This window comes from Streptomyces sp. NBC_00038, assembly GCF_026343635.1.
In the GTDB taxonomy this organism is placed as follows: domain Bacteria; phylum Actinomycetota; class Actinomycetes; order Streptomycetales; family Streptomycetaceae; genus Streptomyces.
Map to the genome: position 1 here is coordinate 7,722,533 of NZ_JAPELQ010000001.1, position 17,444 is coordinate 7,739,976.

The following is a 17,444-nucleotide window of genomic DNA, read 5'->3' on the forward strand; positions in this document are numbered from 1 at the left end:
TGACCTGTACGTCTGGACATAAGGTCACGGACGTACCGTACGGTGAGGCAGAATCGACATAGGTCGTTCATACGTCGCGGCCAAAAGATCACATCGCCAGTGACCGTCGAAGATCCTGTGAAGACCTGAAGGCCCCATGCCCCCTACGCTCGCCTCGCTCGTCCACCACTCCGCGCTCAAGCTCACCGTGCGCGCGGGCGAGGAGCGGCTGGACGTGCCCGTCCGCTGGGCGCATGCCAGCGAGCTCGCCGACCCCGTGCCGTACATGGAGGGCGGGGAACTGCTCCTGATCACCGCGCTCAAGCTGGACGCGGAGGATCCCGAGGCCATGCGGCGCTATGTGAAGCGGCTGGTGGGAGCAGGGGTGGTCGGTCTCGGCTTCGCCGTCGGGGTCCACTACGAGGAGCTTCCGAAGGCGCTCGTCGACGCTGCGGAGGAAGAGGGGCTGCCGCTCCTCGAAGTACCCCGGCGTACACCGTTCCTCGCCATCAGCAAGGCCGTCTCCGCCGCCATCGCCGCTGATCAGTACCGGGCCGTGACCGCGGGGTTCGCCGCGCAGCGCGAGCTGACCAAGCAGGCGCTGAACGACGGCCCCGAGGGGCTGCTGTCCTCGCTCGCCGGGCAGGTCGACGGGTGGGCGGCGCTGTACGACGCGTCCGGTGCCGTCGTCGCCACGGCGCCGGAGTGGGCCGGGCGACGGGCCGCGCGGCTCACGCCCGACGTGGAGCGGCTGCGGGACCGGCCCGCGCCCGCGAGCTCGGTGGTCGGCGGCGAGGACCGGGTGGAGCTGCACTCGCTGGGTACCGGGCGCCGGCCCCGCGCCGCGCTCGCCGTCGGGACGGCCGCCGCCCTCGGGACCGCCGAGCGGTACGCCGTGCACTCGGCGATCGCCCTGCTGACGCTCACCACCGAGCGCTCGCGCTCGTTGCAGGCGGCGGAGCAGCGGATCGGGGCCGCGGTGCTGCGCATGCTTCTCGCCGGGGAGCCCGATCACGCCCGGGCCGTCGCCGGGGACCTGCTCGGCGCGCTCCTCGACGCGCCCTTCCGGCTGATCCTCGCCGAGTCGGCGTCCGCGTCGGCCGCGCGGGTGCATGCCGGGGGCCACGCGCGCGTGGCCGACGCCCCGGTCTCCTCCTCCGCTGCCGCGGTGCCCGATACCGGGGGCGATCCGCTCGGTGCGCTCGCCGAGGTCGTGGAGTCCGCCGCCGCCCGTTCCGGCGAAGCCGTGCTCGTCGTGCCCGACGGGGAGCGGCTCGTCGTGCTCGCGGTGGACGGGGGTGCGGCCGTCGCCGCCTGTGGGGAGCACGCGGTGGCGCTGGAGGCCGCGCGGGCGTCCGTGCGGGAGCAGTCCGGCGGTGACGACACCGAGCTGGTGGTCGGGCTGTCGGCGCCCGTCGGGCCGATCGCCGTCGGTGCCGCCTACAAGCAGGCCGAGCAGGCGCTGTCCGTGGCCCGGCGGCGGGGGCGGTTCCTCGTCGAGCACGAGGAGCTGGCCGCGGGGTCGGTGCTGCCGCTGCTCGCGGATGACGCGGTGCGGGCGTTCGCGGACGGGTTGCTGCGGGCGCTGCGCGAGCATGACGCGACCGGGCGGGGGGATCTGGTCGCCTCGCTTCGGGCGTGGCTGTCGCGGCACGGGCAGTGGGATGCGGCGGCCGCCGATCTGGGGGTGCATCGGCATACGCTCCGGTACCGGATGCGGAGGGTCGAGGAGATCCTTGGGCGGTCGCTGGATGATCCGGATGTGCGGATGGAGCTTTGGCTGGCGTTGAAGGCTACGGCTGCGGCGGGGGAGTAGGGGTGTTTTTCGCCCCCTCCGCCCCTTCCCGTCCCGTTTCTGGGGGCTCCGCCCCCAGACCCCCGTTCGGCCTGGACGGCCTCGTCCTCAATCGCCGGACGGGCTAGAGGGGGTTAGCCCCTCCGGCGTTTGAGGAGCGGGGTCTGGGGCGGAGCCCCAGGAGCAAGGGACGGGTAGGGGCGGAGGGGGCGAAAAACCCCACCCCCGCCCCCCACCACCGTGCCAAACCGGCGCACCCCCCACCCCGACCACTACGACTCGGACAAACGACCTCCGGTCCCCCCACCCCTACCGTTGATGATGAAAGCCACGTCACCCACGTCACCCACCAACCTCGGAAGGGCCGGGACTCACATGACTTCCACCCACGCCTTCTGGCTCGCCGGCCGCCAGGCCACCGGTGAGACCACGTTCGACGTCACCTCGCCGTGGGACGGCCGGCTCGTCGGCCAGGTCAGCGTGCCGACCGAGGCGCAGGTCGAGGAGGCCGTGGCCGCCGCGTACGCCGTACGGGACGAGTTCGCCGCGACCCCCGCGCACGTCAGGGCCGCCGCCCTCGACCACGTGTCGAAGCGCCTCGTCGAGCGGACCGAGGAGATCGCACGGCTGATCTCCGCCGAGAACGGCAAGCCGATCAAGTGGGCCCGCGGCGAGGTGGGCCGCGCGGTCTCGGTGTTCCGGTTCGCGGCCGAGGAGGCCCGCCGGTTCAACGGAGGCGAGGCGCAGCGGCTCGACACGGACCTCGGCGGTCAGGGCCGGCTCGCGCTGACCCGGCGGTTCCCGAAGGGCGTCGTACTGGGCATCGCGCCGTTCAACTTCCCGCTCAACCTGTGCGCCCACAAGATCGCCCCGGCCATCGCCGCCGGCGCGCCGATCATCCTGAAGCCGGCGCCCGCGACCCCGCTGTCGGGCCTGATCATCGGTGACCTGCTGGCCGAGACCGAGCTGCCCGCCGGTTCGTGGAGCATCCTGCCGGTGTCCAACGAGCGGATGCCCGCGCTGGTGCAGGACGAGCGGCTGCCGGTCATCTCCTTCACCGGCTCCGAGAAGGTCGGTTACGCGATCATGGACAGCGTGCCGCGCAAGCACTGCACGCTGGAGCTGGGCGGCAACGGCGCGGTTGTCGTCCTCGCCGACTGGGCCAGTGACGAGGACCTGGACTGGGCCGCCACCCGCATCGCCACCTTCTCCAACTACCAGGGCGGCCAGTCCTGCATCTCCGTGCAGCGGGTGATCGCGGACGCCTCCGTGTACGACCGGCTGCTGCCGCGCATCGTCGCCGCCGTCGAGGCGCAGGTCACCGGCGACCCGTCGGACGACAAGACCGATGTGGGCCCGCTGGTCAGCGAGGACGCCGCCAAGCGCGTCGAGGCGTGGGTGGACGAGGCCGCCAGGGCCGGTGCCCGCGTGCTCACCGGCGGCAAGCGCGACGGTGCCGCGTACGCGCCGACCGTGCTCGCCGACGTCCCCGCGGACACCACCGTCGCCCGCGAGGAGGTCTTCGGGCCGGTCCTCACCGTGCGGAAGGTGGAGGGGGAGGCGGCCGCCTTCGCCGCCGTCAACGACTCCAAGTACGGGCTGCAGGCCGGTGTCTTCACGCACGACCTCCAGGCCGCGTTCCGCGCCCACCGCGCGCTGGAGGTGGGCGGCGTCGTGATCGGCGACGTGCCGTCCTACCGTGCCGACCAGATGCCGTACGGCGGTGTGAAGCAGTCCGGTGTGGGCCGCGAGGGCGTGAAGTTCGCGATGGACGACTACACCTACGAGCGGGTGCTGGTGCTGACGGGTCTCGCCCTCTGACCTGCGCGCCCGCGAGGCGATGGCCGGAGCCCACTGTGCGGGGGCTCCGGCCATCGCCGTCCCAGCACTGGTCCGGCTCACCGGAACCACTAGCTCATGGGAACCATTTTCATATACAGTCCCGATGAAGGGCCCGGCGCCGATGCCTTCCGGTGCCGGGCCCTGTGTGTCGGCCTGTCCGGACCCTCAGCCGGAGAAGCCGACATGCGCGAGCCGCAAGGGGCCGCGCAGTCTGAGGTGTACGTCGTGCACATCGGCGGCGGCGAAATCGGCGCCGAGCGTGGTGTAGTCGTACGGGCCCTTCGTCGCGCTCAGGGTCACCACCGCGATCAACGGGCCGCCGTTCAGGGAGAGTTCCACGACTCCCTCACCCGCCACCTCGACGGTGACCTCCCGGACACCGTCCCCGAAGTCGCAGTCGCGGAAGACGAGTTCGCACGTCACGCCGTCCACCGGCGTCACCGCGTCGCCCGTCACCTTCGTCACGTCGACGATCGCGGCGTCGCGCTGCTCGTCGAAGTCGGCCGCGCCGAGGCCCAGTTCGCGCACCGGGCGGGGTGTGGCCGGCTCGCCGTCGAGTTCGACCGTCGTGCGGAGCCGGATGTCCTCGCTGGAGGCGCCGACGAGCAGGTCGTACGCGCCGGGCTCCAGACGCGGGCGGCCGTGTGCCACGTCCCAGAACTCCAGGGCGGAGAGCGGGAGTCCGAAGGTCAACGTCGTCGTGGCACCGGGGGTGAGGTGGACGCGGCGGTGCGCGGCCAGCTCGCGGCGGGGGCGCGGGACGGATGCCTGAACGGCGCGGGTGTAGAGCTGGGCGACCTCGTCGGCGGCCACCGAGCTGGTGTTGGTGACAGTGAAGGCGACCTGCAACTTGCCTGCCAGCGGGGTGACTTCGAGGTCGGTGTACGCGAACCGTCCGTATGACAGCCCATGCCCGAACGGGAACAGCGGCGTGCCCTCGAAGTACAGATACGTCTGGCGGCCGCCGATCACGTCGTAGTCGAGGAGGTCGGGCAGGTCCTCGTCACAGGCGTACCAGGTCTGCGGAAGGCGGCCCGCGGGGGAGACGTCTCCGGCGAGGACGCGGGACAGGGCGGTGCCCGCCGCCTGGCCGCCGTGGGCGGTCCACAGGACGGCAGGGAGGTCCGCGTGGTCCACCGCGTACGGGTACGCGGAGACCAGGACAAGGGCCGTGTCCGGGTTCGCCGCGCGGGCAGCGCGGAGCAGGCGTTCCTGGTGGGCGGGGAGGCGCAGGGTCGTGCGGTCCTCCGTCTCGCGGCCGTTGATGTGCGGGTCGTTGCCCGCGACCACCAGGACGACATCGGCGGCGGCCGCCGCCCGCGCCACCGCGTCCTCGCCGCGCTCGGTGAACTCCGTCTCGAAGATTTCCGCATCGGATGCGTCTTCCGCGGCAACCTTCACGCCGTCGGCGACGACAGAGACGTACCTACCCGTCCCGACGTGCTTCAGGAGGTGGCCGTTCGCATGTTTTTCAGAGATTTCGAGGCGGAATGTCTCCTGGACCACCCAGCCGCCGGGCTGGTCCGCGGACGCCCGTACGAAACCGTCCTCGGCGACCGAGAGATAGCGGCCGTCGGGGGCGCGCAGCGTCAGGACTCCCTCGCCCCAGTCGATCAGCGCGAGTTCGGTTCCGGCGGCGTCGGTGGTGAGCGGGGGCAGATCCGTGCGGCCCGCGAGGAGCGCCGGGTCCAGGGCGCCCTCGGCGCCGCGTACTTCTTCGGCCGCGTCCGTCGTCAGGGGCACCGACAGGTACGTACCCGCCGAGGTCCGCAGGCGTACGCGGTCCACGCCCTCCGCGAAGTCGACGCGCTCGGCGCCGAAACGCTCGTACAGGCCCTCCAGCGGTGTCGAGCGGTGGATGAGGGTGCCGCTGTACCAGTCGAGCTTGCACTCGTCGGCGAGGAGACCGACGACAGCGATCCGGACGCCGGGCGACAGCGGCAGGAGGCCGTCGTTCTTGAGGAGCACGATCGCCTGCTCCGCCGCCTCCTGGGCGAGGGCACGGTGGGCCGGGGTGTCGAAGGCCGAGGTGCCCGCGTACGGGTCGAGGCGGGGGTCGAACTCGCCGAGCCGGAACCGGACCGAGAGCTGGCGGCGGACCGCCGTGTCGATGTCGTCCTCGCTCAACAGGCCCTGGGCGAGGGCACCCTGAATACGCGCGACGATCTTCGAGCTGTCCGTGCCGTGGTCCGTGAAGCTGTCCACCCCGGCGATGACCGCGGCCGCGGTCGACTCCTCGTGGGTGTCGAAGTAGTGCTCGGAATCGACCAGGTTGGAGGGCGCGCCCGCGTCCGAGCAGACCAGCAGGTCCTGGTCCGTCCAGGTGCGCAGGTGCTCGCGCAGATACGGCGAGACGTGGTTGGGGCGGCCGTTGACCAGGTTGTACGCGGGCATCACGCCGGCCACCGCACCCGCCTCGACCGTCTCGCGGAAGGCGCGCAGGTCGTACTCGTGCAGGACGCGCGGGCGGACCGAGGAGGACGAAGTGTCCCTGTCCGTCTCGTTGTTGTGGGCCAGCCAGTGCTTGAGGACCGGTGCCGTACGCCAGTACGCCGGGTGGTCGCCGCGCAGACCGCGCGTGTACGCCGTCGCGATCGCCGAGGTCAGCTTCGGGTCCTCCGAGTAGCCCTCCTCGTTGCGGCCCCACAGGGGGTGGCGGAGCAGGTTGACCGTGGGGGACCAGACGTTGAGGCCGACGCGGTCGTCGCGGGCGCGCATGGCGCGGGTCTCGGTCGAGACGGCCTCGCCGACCCGGCGTACGAGCTCGTCGTTCCAGGTCGCGCCGAGCCCCACGGCCTGCGGGAACACCGTCGCCGGGCCCATCCAGGCCACGCCGTGCAGCGCCTCCTGCCCGGTGCGGAAGGCTCCGACGCCGAGCCGTTCAACAGCCGGTGCGAACTGGTGCAGGAACGCGATCCGTTCGTCGAGCGTGAGCCGAGCCAGCAGGTCGTCGATGCGCTTCGCGAACGGCAGTTGCGGATCACGGAAAGGGGGCGTAGGCGGCGTTTGTGCGGTCACGTGGTGATCCCTTTGCGATGGAGCGACGGCGAGCTTTCGAAGCGCTTCGATGCTCATTCGACCGAGGGGTGGGTGTCAAGACACTCAGACGCAACAACTCCGTTTCCTCGTCGGCACATCAAGCGCCATAAGGGACCGGTCCAGTACTCCATATCGGGCGCATACCTCCGAGGAATCTTGGAATCGACTCTTGTGCACCCCCACGGGTTCACTTAACCTCACAGCAACATCGAAGCGCTTCGACTGATGGGACCGCCGCCTGGGGTGCGCAGTCCTCCGAGGACCGCTTCAGCTCAGCCAGTTCCACTCAAGACACCGCAGCCGACGGCCGTACCGCCGGGTGTCCTGGTGCGCCATGAAGGGTTGACGCAATGACGCCGAACTCCGCCACCTCCGCTCCGAGCCGGAGAAGCTTCCTCGCCTCCACGGCGGTCGCCGCCGCCGCGGTGGCGGGCGGGATGCCGCTGCTGACCGCCTGCGGCGGCTCCGACGGCGGCTCCAAGGAGGGCACCACCTCGGGCAAGGACGCGCAGAAGATCCTTCCCACCTTCGTGGCGCAGAACGTGGTGACGCCGGACATTCCGTCGAAGAACGGCTCCTCACTCGGCTTCACCAGCAAGCTCGTCCTCGACGATCTGAAGACCTCGGTGCCCGAGAAGCTCGGCAAGGGCAGCACCGTCAAGATCATGTCGCCGTTCTGGGGCTCGCCGCCGAAGAGCGACAACGCCTACTACACGACCATGAACGAGAAGATCGGCGTCGACGTCGTCTGGCAGAACCAGGACGGCAACACCTACGACGAGAAGCTGGGCGCGGTCCTCGCCTCCAGCGACATGCCGGACGTCGTGGTCATCCCCGGCTGGAACATGGGCGGCAAGATACCCAGCGCCATCATCAACAAGATGGCGGACCTCGGCCCGTACCTCTCCGGCGACAAGGTCAAGGAGTACCCGAACCTCGCGGCGATCCCGACCGACGCCTGGCAGCGCTCCATCTTCGGCGGCAAGCTGCGCGGACTGCCGATGCCCAGCTCGTACGACCCCAACATCGTGCCGTTCTACCGCAAGGACATCTTCGACGAGAAGGGGTACGAACTCCCCACCTCGGCCGACGAGTTCCTGGCCCTGGCCAAGGAGATCACCAACGCCAAGGCCAAGGTGTGGGCCTGCGACGACATGAAGTGGACCGCCTTCAACAGCTTCGGTGTGCTGTCCGGCAGCGAGAAGCCGCTCGGCTGGAACCTCGTCGACGGCAAGCTGATCTACCGCGTCGAGACCGACGAGTACCTCGAAGCGCTGGAGTGGACGCGGAAGTTGTACGCGGCGGGAGTCGTCCACCCGGACGCCAAAGCGCAGAACCAGGGCGACTCGGGCCTGCGCTTCACCTCGGGCGAGACCCTGATCTTCAACAACGACATCTCGACCTGGTGGGGCAAGACCGCCGAACAGGCCACCCAGAACCCGGACTTCCGTATCGGCGGCATGGACATCTTCGGCCACGACGGGGGCGACCCCACGCTGTGGGCCGGATCGCCCGCCGGCATCTTCGCCTTCGTCAACAAGAAGGCGTCGAAGGCCGTGATCCACGACATCCTGGCCGCCGCGAACGTCACCGCAGCCCCGTACGGCACCAAGGAGTACATGCTCACCCAGTACGGGGTGGAGGGCACGCACTACACCGTCAAGGACGGCACGCCCACCAAGAACGACAAGGGCAACCAGGAGGTCGCGAACGCCTTCGTGATGCTCGCCAGCCCCGCCTCGACCATCGCGCACCCCGACTTCCCGGACGTCGCGAAGGCGCAGGTCGAGTGGCAGCAGCGGATGGGTGCCTTCACCAAGAAGTCCTCCTTCTACGGCCTCCAGATCATCGAGCCGGCGCGCTACACGAACCTCTCCAACGACTTCGAGCAGCTGGAGGACGACGTCGTCCGAGGCCGCAAGAAGATCAGCGACATGCAGCAGGCGGTCTCGGACTGGAAGAGCCAGGGCGGCGACGGACTGCGGGACTGGTACAAGAAGCTGCTGGACGACAGCGGATCCGCGCAGGGGTGACGAAGTGGCACACAGCACCACTCCGGGCGCCGCCGCGGGCGCAGTGCCTTCTTCGGTGACGGATACGACGGATACGGATGACGGCCCCGCGCCGTCGTCCGTCGCGCGAAGCATGGCCAAGGGCGCCGAGTCTGCAGTCGTCGCCACGGCCTCGAAGGCGTCCAACGTCTCCAAGGCTTCGAAGGCATCCAAGGCCTCGAAAAAGGGCGGCACTTTCAGGACCCGCTTCAAACGGGACCGCACGCTGATCCTGATGACCCTGCCGGCGATCCTGCTGGTCCTGCTCTTCAACTACATACCGGTCCTGGGCAACATCGTCGCCTTCCAGGAGTACGACCCGTACATCAGCGACAACGGCTTCATCGCCATCTTCGAGAGCCCCTGGGTCGGCTTCGAGCAGTTCACCCGGCTCTTCGAGGACTCGGCGTTCTGGGACGCCGTGCAGAACACACTCGTGCTGTTCTCCCTCCAGCTGCTGCTGTTCTTCCCCATCCCGATCCTGCTCGCGCTGCTCATCAACAGCGTGATCAGGCCCCGGGTGCGGGCGGTGTCGCAGGCGATCCTCTACCTGCCGCACTTCTTCTCCTGGGTGCTGGTCATCACCGTCTTCCAGCAGATCTTCGGTGGCGCCGGCATCATTGCGCAGACCCTGCGGCAGCACGGGTACGAGGGCTTCGACCTGATGACCGACCCGGGGATCTTCAAGTTCCTGGTGACGTCCGAGGGCGTCTGGAAGGACGCGGGCTGGGGCATCATCGTCTTCCTCGCCGCGCTGGCCTCCGTGAGCCCCGACCTCTACGAGGCCGCGGCGATGGACGGGGCCGGGCGCTGGCGCCGGATGTGGCACGTCACGCTGCCCGCACTGCGCCCGGTGATCGCCCTGCTCCTCGTACTGCGCGTCGGCGACGCGCTCACGGTCGGCTTCGAACAGATCCTGCTGCAACGGGACGCGGTCGGGCCGGGCGCGGCGGAGGTCCTCGACACCTATGTGTGGTGGAACGGCGTCCGCAACCAGGACTTCAGTTACGCCGCCGCGGCGGGCCTGATCAAGGGCGTGGTCGGTCTCGGCCTGGTCCTCGCGGCGAACAAGGTGGCCCATCTCATGGGCGAGCAGGGGGTGTACAAGAAGTGAGCACCGTGACCGCGGAGTCCTCCGCGACCTCCGTCTCCGACCAAGGGCCGCCGAAGGCGCCCGGCCGCTGGGCGGCCCCGCCCAGGCCCGTCTGGGAAGAGGAGCCGAGCAAGGCCGGGCTCGCGGGCAAGGGCATCGTCCTCGCCGGCGCCTGCCTCGGCGTCCTGTTCCCGCTGTGGATCGTCGTCGTCACCAGCCTGTCCTCGAAGAAGGTGATCACCGATGCCGGCGGCCTGGTGGTGATCCCCAAGGGCATCACCTTCATCGCCTACCAGGAACTGCTGAGCGGCGGTCAGGTCACCCGCGCCACCCTTGTCAGCCTGGGTGTCACCCTCGTCGGCACGCTGTTCTCGATGACGGTGTCCATTCTCGCGGCGTACGGGCTCTCCCGCATCGGCACGGTCGGACACCGCTGGTTCCTGATGACCCTGCTGGCGACGATGTTCTTCGGCGCAGGCCTCATCCCCACGTATCTGCTGGTGCAGGCGCTGGGGCTGACGGACTCCTACCTCGCGCTGATCCTGCCGAGCGCGGTCAGCGTCTTCAACATCCTGGTGCTGCGCGGGTTCTTCATGGGAATCTCGCAGGAGCTCACCGACAGCGCGCGGATCGACGGTGCGGGGGACTGGCGGATCCTCTGGACGATCGTGATGCCGCTCTCCCGCGCGGTCATCGCGGTGATCACGCTCTTCTACGCCGTCGGGTACTGGAGCGCCTGGTTCAACGCGTCGATCTACCTGAGCGACCAGGACATGATGCCGCTGCAGAACGTCATGATCCAGCTCGTGCAGAAGCAGGAACCCCCGGTCGGCATGGGCCAGGCCATCAAGACGGGCCAACTGTCGGCGCTCGCCGTGCAGATGGCGGTCATGGTGCTGGCGCTGCTGCCCGTCGCCTTTCTCTCGCCCTTCGTCCAGCGCCACTTCAAGAAGGGCATGCTCACCGGGGCCGTGAAGGGCTGACTTGCGTCAGCCGTCTGTCCCCGGTCCACTTTCCGCCGCTGCGGTCGACCTGCCCCTGATCGGCGGTCGGCCGTGGCGGCACCCAACGGGTTCGCTCCGCGGGGTTCGCCGTAACGCTGCGGGTCGATTGCCAACTGCGGCTCGGTTGTGGCTGGTCGCGCAGTTCCCCGCGCCCCTGAAGGGGCGCTCCCGTCCCGCGTCTCGACAATTCCACCCTTCTCTCCTGAACGAGGTATGTCATGCGCACGCCCCGCCTGAGCAGACGCGCCGTTCTTGCCGGAACCGCTGTCGCGGCCGCGCTCACCGCCGTTCCCGCGCTCGGGAGCCGGGCCGATGCCGCCGAGGGCAGCACGTACCGCTGGCGCAACGTCGTCATCGGCGGGACCGGTTTCATCACCGGCGTCCTCTTCCATCCCGCCGTACGCGGACTCGCCTACGCCCGCACCGACATCGGCGGCGCCTACCGCTGGGACGACGGTGCCGGGCGCTGGACCCCGCTCACCGACCACCTCGGCTGGGACGACTGGAACCTTCTCGGTGTGGAGGCGCTCGCGGTCGACCCGGCGCACCCCGACCGGCTCTACGCCGCGCTCGGCACGTACGCCCAGTCGTGGGCGGGCAACGGTGCGGTGCTGCGCTCCGAGGACCGTGGTGCCACCTGGACCCGGACCGACCTGGGCGTGAAGCTCGGCGCCAACGAGGACGGCCGCGGCGCCGGGGAACGCCTCCTCGTGGACCCGCGCGACAGCGACGTCCTCTGGCTGGGGACGAGGCACGACGGGTTGCTGAAGTCGACCGACCGGGGCGCCACTTGGGCCCCCGCCACCGGCTTCCCGGCGACCGCGAGTGCGTCCGGGCAGGGCGTCGTCTTCCTCGTCGCGGCCGGACGCGCGGTGTACGCCGGCTGGGGCGATGGCGACGGCACCTCGGGCACGGCGAACCTGTACCGGACGACCGACGGCACGGCCTGGCAGGCCGTACCCGGGCAGCCCTCCGGCACCTCCGCCAAGGTCCCGGTCCGCGCGGCGTACGACGCGCACACCCGCGAGCTGTACGTGTCCTACGCCAACGCACCCGGCCCCAACGGCCAGTCCGACGGCAGCGTGTACAAGCTGCGCACCACGACCGGCAAGTGGGCGGACGTGACGCCCGTGAGGCCGGGCGGCACCACGTCCGACGGGTCGGCGGACACCTTCGGCTACGGCGGGGTCGCCGTCGACGCCTGCCGTGCCGGCACCGTCGTCGTCTCGACCAACAACCGCTGGGCGGACGTCGACACCCTGTTCCGGACCACCGACGGCGGCCGTACCTGGACGTCCCTCAAGGACGCTGCCGTGTTCGACGTATCGGAGACTCCCTTCCTCAACTGGGGCGGTGACAAGCCGAAGTTCGGCTGGTGGATCCAGGCGCTCGCCGTCGACCCGTACGACTCGAAGCACATCGTGTACGGGACCGGCGCGACCCTCTACGGCACCCGCGACCTCAAGCGCTGGGCTCCGCAGATCCGCGGCCTGGAGGAGACGGCCGTGCGCCAGCTGATCTCGCCCCCGGTCGGGGAGGCGCACCTGATCAGCGGACTCGGGGACATCGGCGTGATGCACCACGAGCGGCTCACGGCGTCTCCGTCGCGCGGCATGGCGACGAACCCCGTGTTCGGGTCGGCGACGGGACTCGCGCAGGCCGCGGCCAGGCCCACGTACGTCGTCCGGACGGGCTGGGGCGACAACGGCAACGGTGCGTACTCGAACGACGGCGGGCAGACCTGGGCGCCCTTCGCGGCCCAGCCCGACATCGCCAAGAGCGCACCGGGGCCGATCGCCACCAACGCCGACGGCAGCGCACTGCTGTGGTCCTTCGTGCACTGGGACGGCACGAAGTACGCAGCTCACCGCTCGGCGGACAACGGCACGACCTGGTCCGAGGTCTCCTCCTTCCCGAAGGGCGCCACGCCGGTCGCCGACCCGGCCGACCCGACGCTCTTCTACGCATACGACACCGACACAGGAACGCTATACGTCAGCACTGACAGTGGCCTTTCGTTCACTGCCCGTGCGACCGGACTGCCCTCCGGGGACAGTCAGTTCAAGGTGGTCGCGGCGCCCGGACGCTCCGGTGACCTGTGGGTTTCGACCAAGTGGAACGGCCTCTACCGGTCCACCGACGGTGGCGACACCTTCGCCAAGGTCACCAGCTGCTGGGCCTCGTACACCCTCGGCTTCGGCAAGGCGGCCGACGGCGCCGACTACCCGGCGATCTATCAGGTCGGCTCGACCGAGACCATCACCGCCGTCTACCGCTCCGACGACGAGGCGAAGACCTGGGTGCGGATCAACGATGACGCCCACCAGTGGGGGTGGATCGGCGAGGTCGTCGTCGGCGACCCGCGCGTCCATGGGCGCGTGTACCTCGCCACGAACGGGCGCGGAATCCAGTACGGGGAGCCCGTCTGATGCCGAACCTCGACGACGTGACCCGCGGTCGCATCCTCTTCGGCGGCGACTACAACCCCGAGCAGTGGCCCGAGGAGACCTGGCACGAGGACGTACGCCTCATGAAGGAGGCCGGCGTCAACTCCGTCACCCTCGGCGTCTTCTCCTGGGCGAAGCTCGAACCCCGGCCCGGAGCAAGGGAGTTCGGCTGGCTCGACCGGCTGATGGACCTGATGCACGGACACGGCATCGGCGTCGTCCTCGCCACCCCCACCTCCTCGCCCCCGCCGTGGATGGGCCGCCTGCACCCCGAAACCCTGCCCCGCGACGAGGACGGGCGCACCGAATGGTGGGGCGGCCGCCAGCACTTCTCGCACTCCAGCGCCACCTACCGCCGCTACGCCGCCGCCATCACCGAGGACCTGGCCGCCCGCTACGGGGGCCACCCCGCCCTCACCATGTGGCACATCAACAACGAGTACTGCACCTTCGACTACGGCGACGAGGCGGCGGCCACCTTCCGCCGCTGGCTCCAGGACAAGTACGGCACCGTCGAGGCCCTCAACACGGCCTGGGGAACGGCCTTCTGGAGCCAGGGCTACGACGCCTGGCACGAGGTCCTCCCTCCCCGCCACGCCCACTACATGAAGAACCCGACGCACGTTCTCGACTTCAAGCGCTACACCTCCGACATGCTCCTGGAGTGCTACGCCGCCGAGCGGGACATCGTCCGCCGCCACACCCCGCACATCCCTGTGACCAGCAACTTCATGCCGATGTGGGTGGGCCAGGATGCGTGGAAGTGGGCCGCCGAGGAAGACATCGTCTCCGTCGACATCTATCCCGACCCGCGCGACCCCCTCGGCGCCCAGAGCGCCGCGCTGGTCCAGGACATGACGCGTTCCCAGGCCGCGGGCGGCCCCTGGGTGCTCATGGAGCAGGCTGCAGGGCCGGTCAACTGGCGCGGGGTGAACCACCCCAAGCCGCGCGGCCTCAACCGCCTCTGGTCCCTCCAGGCCGTGGCGCGCGGAGCCGACGCCGTCTGCTACTTCCAGTGGCGGCAGTCCCGGCAGGGTGCGGAGAAGTTCCACTCGGGGATGGTCAGCCACGCGGGGGAGCACGGCCGCACCTTCCAGGAGGTCAAGCGACTCGGCGTCGAACTTGCCCTCATCGGCGGCGAGGTGACGGGCAGTCACCTCCAGGCGGACATCGCGATCCTGCACGACTGGAACTCCTGGTGGGCCGGCGCCCAGGACGGCCGTCTCTCCACCGAGGTCGACTACCCCCAGGTCGTAGGGGCCTGGCACCGCGCCCTCTGGGAGGCCCACCGCACCACCGCCTTCGCTCACCCCGAGCACGACCTGTCCGCGTACAAGCTCGTCGTCGTACCGCAGCTGTATCTGCTCACGGACGCGGCGATCGACAACCTCCTCGCGTACGTACGAGGAGGGGGCACCCTCGTCTGCGGCTTCCTCACCGGAGTCGCCGACGAGGACGACCGGGTGCGCCCGGGCGGCATGGACGAGCGGCTGCGCGAGCTGTTCGGCATCCGCACCCTGCACGAGTGGTGGCCGCTCGACGCGGGGGAGACCGTCGAGTGCGACGGTTTTCGGGGGACGCTGTGGTCCGAGGAGATCGAGGCCGAGGACGGCGTGGCCGAGGCCGTGTACAAGGGCGGCGAGCTGGACGGGCTGCCTGCCGTACTCCGCAAGGGCGGCGCACGGTACCTCTCCACGCTTCCCGAACCGGCCGCGCTGCGGGACCTGTTGGCGGACGCGGCGGACAGCGTGGGAGTCCGCCCGGCGCTTGAGGGGATCCCCGCAGGCGTGGAGGCCGTGCGCCGCGGCGAGCTGCTCTTCCTGCTCAACCACGGGCGCGACGAGGTGACGGTCGAGGTGCCCGGCACCCACCGCGATCTGCTCACCGGTGGCTCCGTGACCGGCTCCGTACGCCTGGAACGCCACGGAGCGGCGGTGCTCGCGCCATGACCGCGCCCGTAGCGGACGCCGGCCCGGGGCCCGGGCCGGTTCACGGCACCTGGGAACCCGCGCCCGCCGCCCGCTGGGAGGACGCCTTCCTGAGCGGCAACGGCACACACGGCGCCATGGTGTTCGGTGATCCGAACGACGACCGGGTCATCGTCAACCATCACGCCCTGGTCCGCCCGAACGGCAGCGCGGACGCCCGCCCACCCGCTCTCGCCGGCCAACTCTCCGACGTGCAGGACCGGTTGCTGGCCGGGGACGTCACCGCCGGGGAGGACTTCACCGACGGGCGACCCCTACTGTGGGTGCAGCCCTTCCACCCCGCCTTCCAGGTCCGGCTGCGCCGCCCGGCGGTCCAGCGGCGCGCGTACCGACGCGAGGCCGACTTCACCACCGGCGTCGTCAGCGCCGACTGCGACGGCCGGCGCAGCGAGGTCTTCGTGTCCCGTGCCGACGACGTCGTCGTCCAGTACGTGACCGCCTTCGACCTCGCCGCAGAGGTGGCCCTCGACCACCGACTGCCCGGTGCGCCGAGTGACTTGACGGTGGGTCACAGTTCGGTTCTCACTCCCGAAGGCGCGCTCCTCACGCTGCGCGCCCGCTACCCGGGCAGCGACCTGGCGTACACGGGGGTCACGCTCGTCGTCGTCACCGGCGGCCGGACCCGGACCGCCCTCCCCGGCGTACGCGTCGAGGGCGCGCGCTCGGTGCTCCTGCTCACGCGCGTACGACGGCACACCGGGGAGCTGGACGCGCTCGCCGAGGCGCGAGAGCTGCGCGCCCTGCTGCCCGACTCCGGCGGCGACGAGGACGCGTACCCCCACCTCCTCGCCCGCCACACCGCCCTCCACCGCCCCGCCTACCTCCGCACCACCCTCGACCTCGCCGCCGAGGCCACCGAACGCGCGCTCCCCGGCTCGGAGTTGCTCCGCCGCCCCAAGAGCCCCGCTCTCCTGGAACGCCTCTTCGCGGCCGGCCGCCACCACCTCCTCTCCGCCGCCGGGATGCTCCCGCCACGCCTGACCGGCCTGTGGACCGGCGACTGGGACACCGCCTGGTCCGGGGCGTTCACCACCGACGCCAACCTCAACCTGCAGACTGCCTCGGCCGCGGCGGCCGCGCTGCCGGAGGTCACCGAGGCCCACGCCGCCCTGGTGCACGGTCAGTTGCCCGACTGGCGCGACAACGCGCGCACGATCTTCGGCACCCGCGGTGTCGTCGCCCCCGCGCACACCGACGGCGAGTCCGGGCACATCTACCACCTCAGCCGCGAATACCCCCTGCACGTGTGGACCGCCGGAGCCGACTGGCTCCTGAAACCCCTCGTGGACCACGACGAGACCCGCGGCGCCCGCGACCCGCGCCTTGCCGGCGCGCTGGCCGAAGTCGCCTACTTCTACGAGGACTTCCTCACCAGGACCGACGAGCACGGCCACCTCGTGATCGTCCCCTCGTACTCCCCGGAGAACCACCCCGCCAACGCGAGCTGGGTCACCCTCAACGCCGCCATGGACCTCTCCGCGGCCCGCCACGCCCTGCGAACGGCCGCCGACTACCACCCAGGACCCGACGCCGAACGCTGGCGCGCGCTCGCCGACCGGCTGCCGCCCCACCGCGTCAACTCCGAGGGCGCGCTGGCCGAATGGGCCTGGCCGGGTCTCGACGACACCTACGACCACCGGCACCTCAGCCACCTCTACGGCGTCTGGCCGCTCGACGAGATCAACCCGTACGACACCCCCGAGCTGGCCACGGCGGCCCATCGCGCCCTCGAACTGCGCGGCGCCGAGAACGACTCAGCGCACGGCCACCTCCACCACGCCCTGGTGGCGGCCCGGCTGCGCGACGCCGACCGGGTGGCGGGAGCCCTCGACAACGTCCTGGCAGGGGACTACTTCCACGTCTCCCTGATGAGCGGCCACTACCCGAACCGCCACGTCTACAACGCAGACGCGGCCCACACACTCCCCGCCGTCCTCATCGAGATGCTGATCCAGTCCACGCCCGAGCGGCTGGTCCTCTTCCCGGCGCTCCCCGCGGCCTGCCCGACCGGTCAACTGCGCGGTGTCCGCACCCGGTTCGGCGCCGAGGTCGACCTGACGTGGGGCCCCCGGGAACGCACGGCCGTCATCCGCCCCGCCCGCACCGTGCGCATCGATCTCAGGACTTCCTCCGGAACGCGACCGCTCTCCCTGCGCGCCGGAGAAGACTGCGTCCTCAGCCTGGGGCCGCAGTAACACCCGCACGT

9 protein-coding genes are annotated in these 17,444 nt (G+C 70.6%); 8 read left to right on the forward strand and 1 reads right to left on the reverse strand.

Translation table 11 applies throughout. From position 1 onward, the window contains the following. The first annotated feature begins 136 nt into the window (after positions 1-136). Both OG219_RS35005 and OG219_RS35010 read left to right on the forward strand, forming a co-directional pair. The gene (locus tag OG219_RS35005; RefSeq protein WP_266833379.1) at positions 137-1,795 is read left to right on the forward strand and encodes a PucR family transcriptional regulator; all 1,659 of its coding nucleotides are present in this window, start codon (positions 137-139) and stop codon (positions 1,793-1,795) included. A gap of 354 nt (positions 1,796-2,149) precedes the next feature. After that, positions 2,150-3,595: an aldehyde dehydrogenase family protein gene (locus tag OG219_RS35010; protein ID WP_266833381.1), complete on the forward strand. Its 1,446-nt coding sequence runs from the start codon at positions 2,150-2,152 to the stop codon at positions 3,593-3,595. A gap of 186 nt (positions 3,596-3,781) precedes the next feature. On the opposite strand, the gene OG219_RS35015 is transcribed toward OG219_RS35010, so the two are convergent. Next, the gene (locus OG219_RS35015) at positions 3,782-6,634 is read right to left on the reverse strand and encodes a glycoside hydrolase family 3 protein (protein WP_266833383.1); all 2,853 of its coding nucleotides are present in this window, start codon (positions 6,632-6,634) and stop codon (positions 3,782-3,784) included. Between the two features lie 371 nt (positions 6,635-7,005). Between OG219_RS35015 and OG219_RS35020 the strand changes: the two genes are divergently transcribed. The 6 genes from OG219_RS35020 to OG219_RS35045 all read left to right on the forward strand — a co-directional run bounded on the left by OG219_RS35020 (position 7,006) and on the right by OG219_RS35045 (position 17,433). After that, on the forward strand, positions 7,006-8,688 hold the full coding sequence (locus OG219_RS35020) for an extracellular solute-binding protein (RefSeq protein WP_266833385.1): 1,683 nt from the start codon (positions 7,006-7,008) through the stop codon (positions 8,686-8,688). Between the two features lie 112 nt (positions 8,689-8,800). Beyond that, a complete protein-coding gene (locus OG219_RS35025; protein ID WP_266836338.1) occupies positions 8,801-9,820 on the forward strand; it encodes a sugar ABC transporter permease in 1,020 nt (339 codons plus the stop codon). 5 nt (positions 9,821-9,825) lie between these two features. Then, positions 9,826-10,782 carry a carbohydrate ABC transporter permease gene (locus OG219_RS35030; RefSeq protein ID WP_266836339.1) on the forward strand — a complete coding sequence of 319 codons (957 nt, stop codon included), beginning with the start codon at positions 9,826-9,828 and terminating at the stop codon, positions 10,780-10,782. A gap of 239 nt (positions 10,783-11,021) precedes the next feature. Then, the gene (locus OG219_RS35035; protein ID WP_266833387.1) at positions 11,022-13,232 is read left to right on the forward strand and encodes an exo-alpha-sialidase; all 2,211 of its coding nucleotides are present in this window, start codon (positions 11,022-11,024) and stop codon (positions 13,230-13,232) included. Further along, complete coding sequence (locus OG219_RS35040) at positions 13,232-15,199, forward strand: beta-galactosidase (RefSeq protein ID WP_266833389.1); 1,968 nt, start codon at positions 13,232-13,234, stop codon at positions 15,197-15,199. Before OG219_RS35035 ends, OG219_RS35040 begins: the two co-directional genes overlap by 1 nt. Further along, positions 15,196-17,433, forward strand: a complete 2,238-nt coding sequence (locus OG219_RS35045) for a glycoside hydrolase N-terminal domain-containing protein (RefSeq protein WP_266833390.1) — start codon at positions 15,196-15,198, stop codon at positions 17,431-17,433. Before OG219_RS35040 ends, OG219_RS35045 begins: the two co-directional genes overlap by 4 nt. The last annotated feature ends 11 nt before the right edge of the window (positions 17,434-17,444 follow it).

Bases quoted from the DNA above. Each gene is read 5' to 3' on its own strand.
- OG219_RS35040 (WP_266833389.1), top strand. From the start codon at position 13,232: ATGCCGAACCTCGACGACGTGACCCGCGGTCGCATCCTCTTCGGCGGC.
- OG219_RS35025 (WP_266836338.1), top strand. From the start codon at position 8,801: ATGGCCAAGGGCGCCGAGTCTGCAGTCGTCGCCACGGCCTCGAAGGCG.
- OG219_RS35020 (WP_266833385.1), top strand. From the start codon at position 7,006: ATGACGCCGAACTCCGCCACCTCCGCTCCGAGCCGGAGAAGCTTCCTC.
- OG219_RS35005 (WP_266833379.1), top strand. From the start codon at position 137: ATGCCCCCTACGCTCGCCTCGCTCGTCCACCACTCCGCGCTCAAGCTC.
- OG219_RS35035 (WP_266833387.1), top strand. From the start codon at position 11,022: ATGCGCACGCCCCGCCTGAGCAGACGCGCCGTTCTTGCCGGAACCGCT.
- OG219_RS35010 (WP_266833381.1), top strand. From the start codon at position 2,150: ATGACTTCCACCCACGCCTTCTGGCTCGCCGGCCGCCAGGCCACCGGT.
- OG219_RS35045 (WP_266833390.1), top strand. From the start codon at position 15,196: ATGACCGCGCCCGTAGCGGACGCCGGCCCGGGGCCCGGGCCGGTTCAC.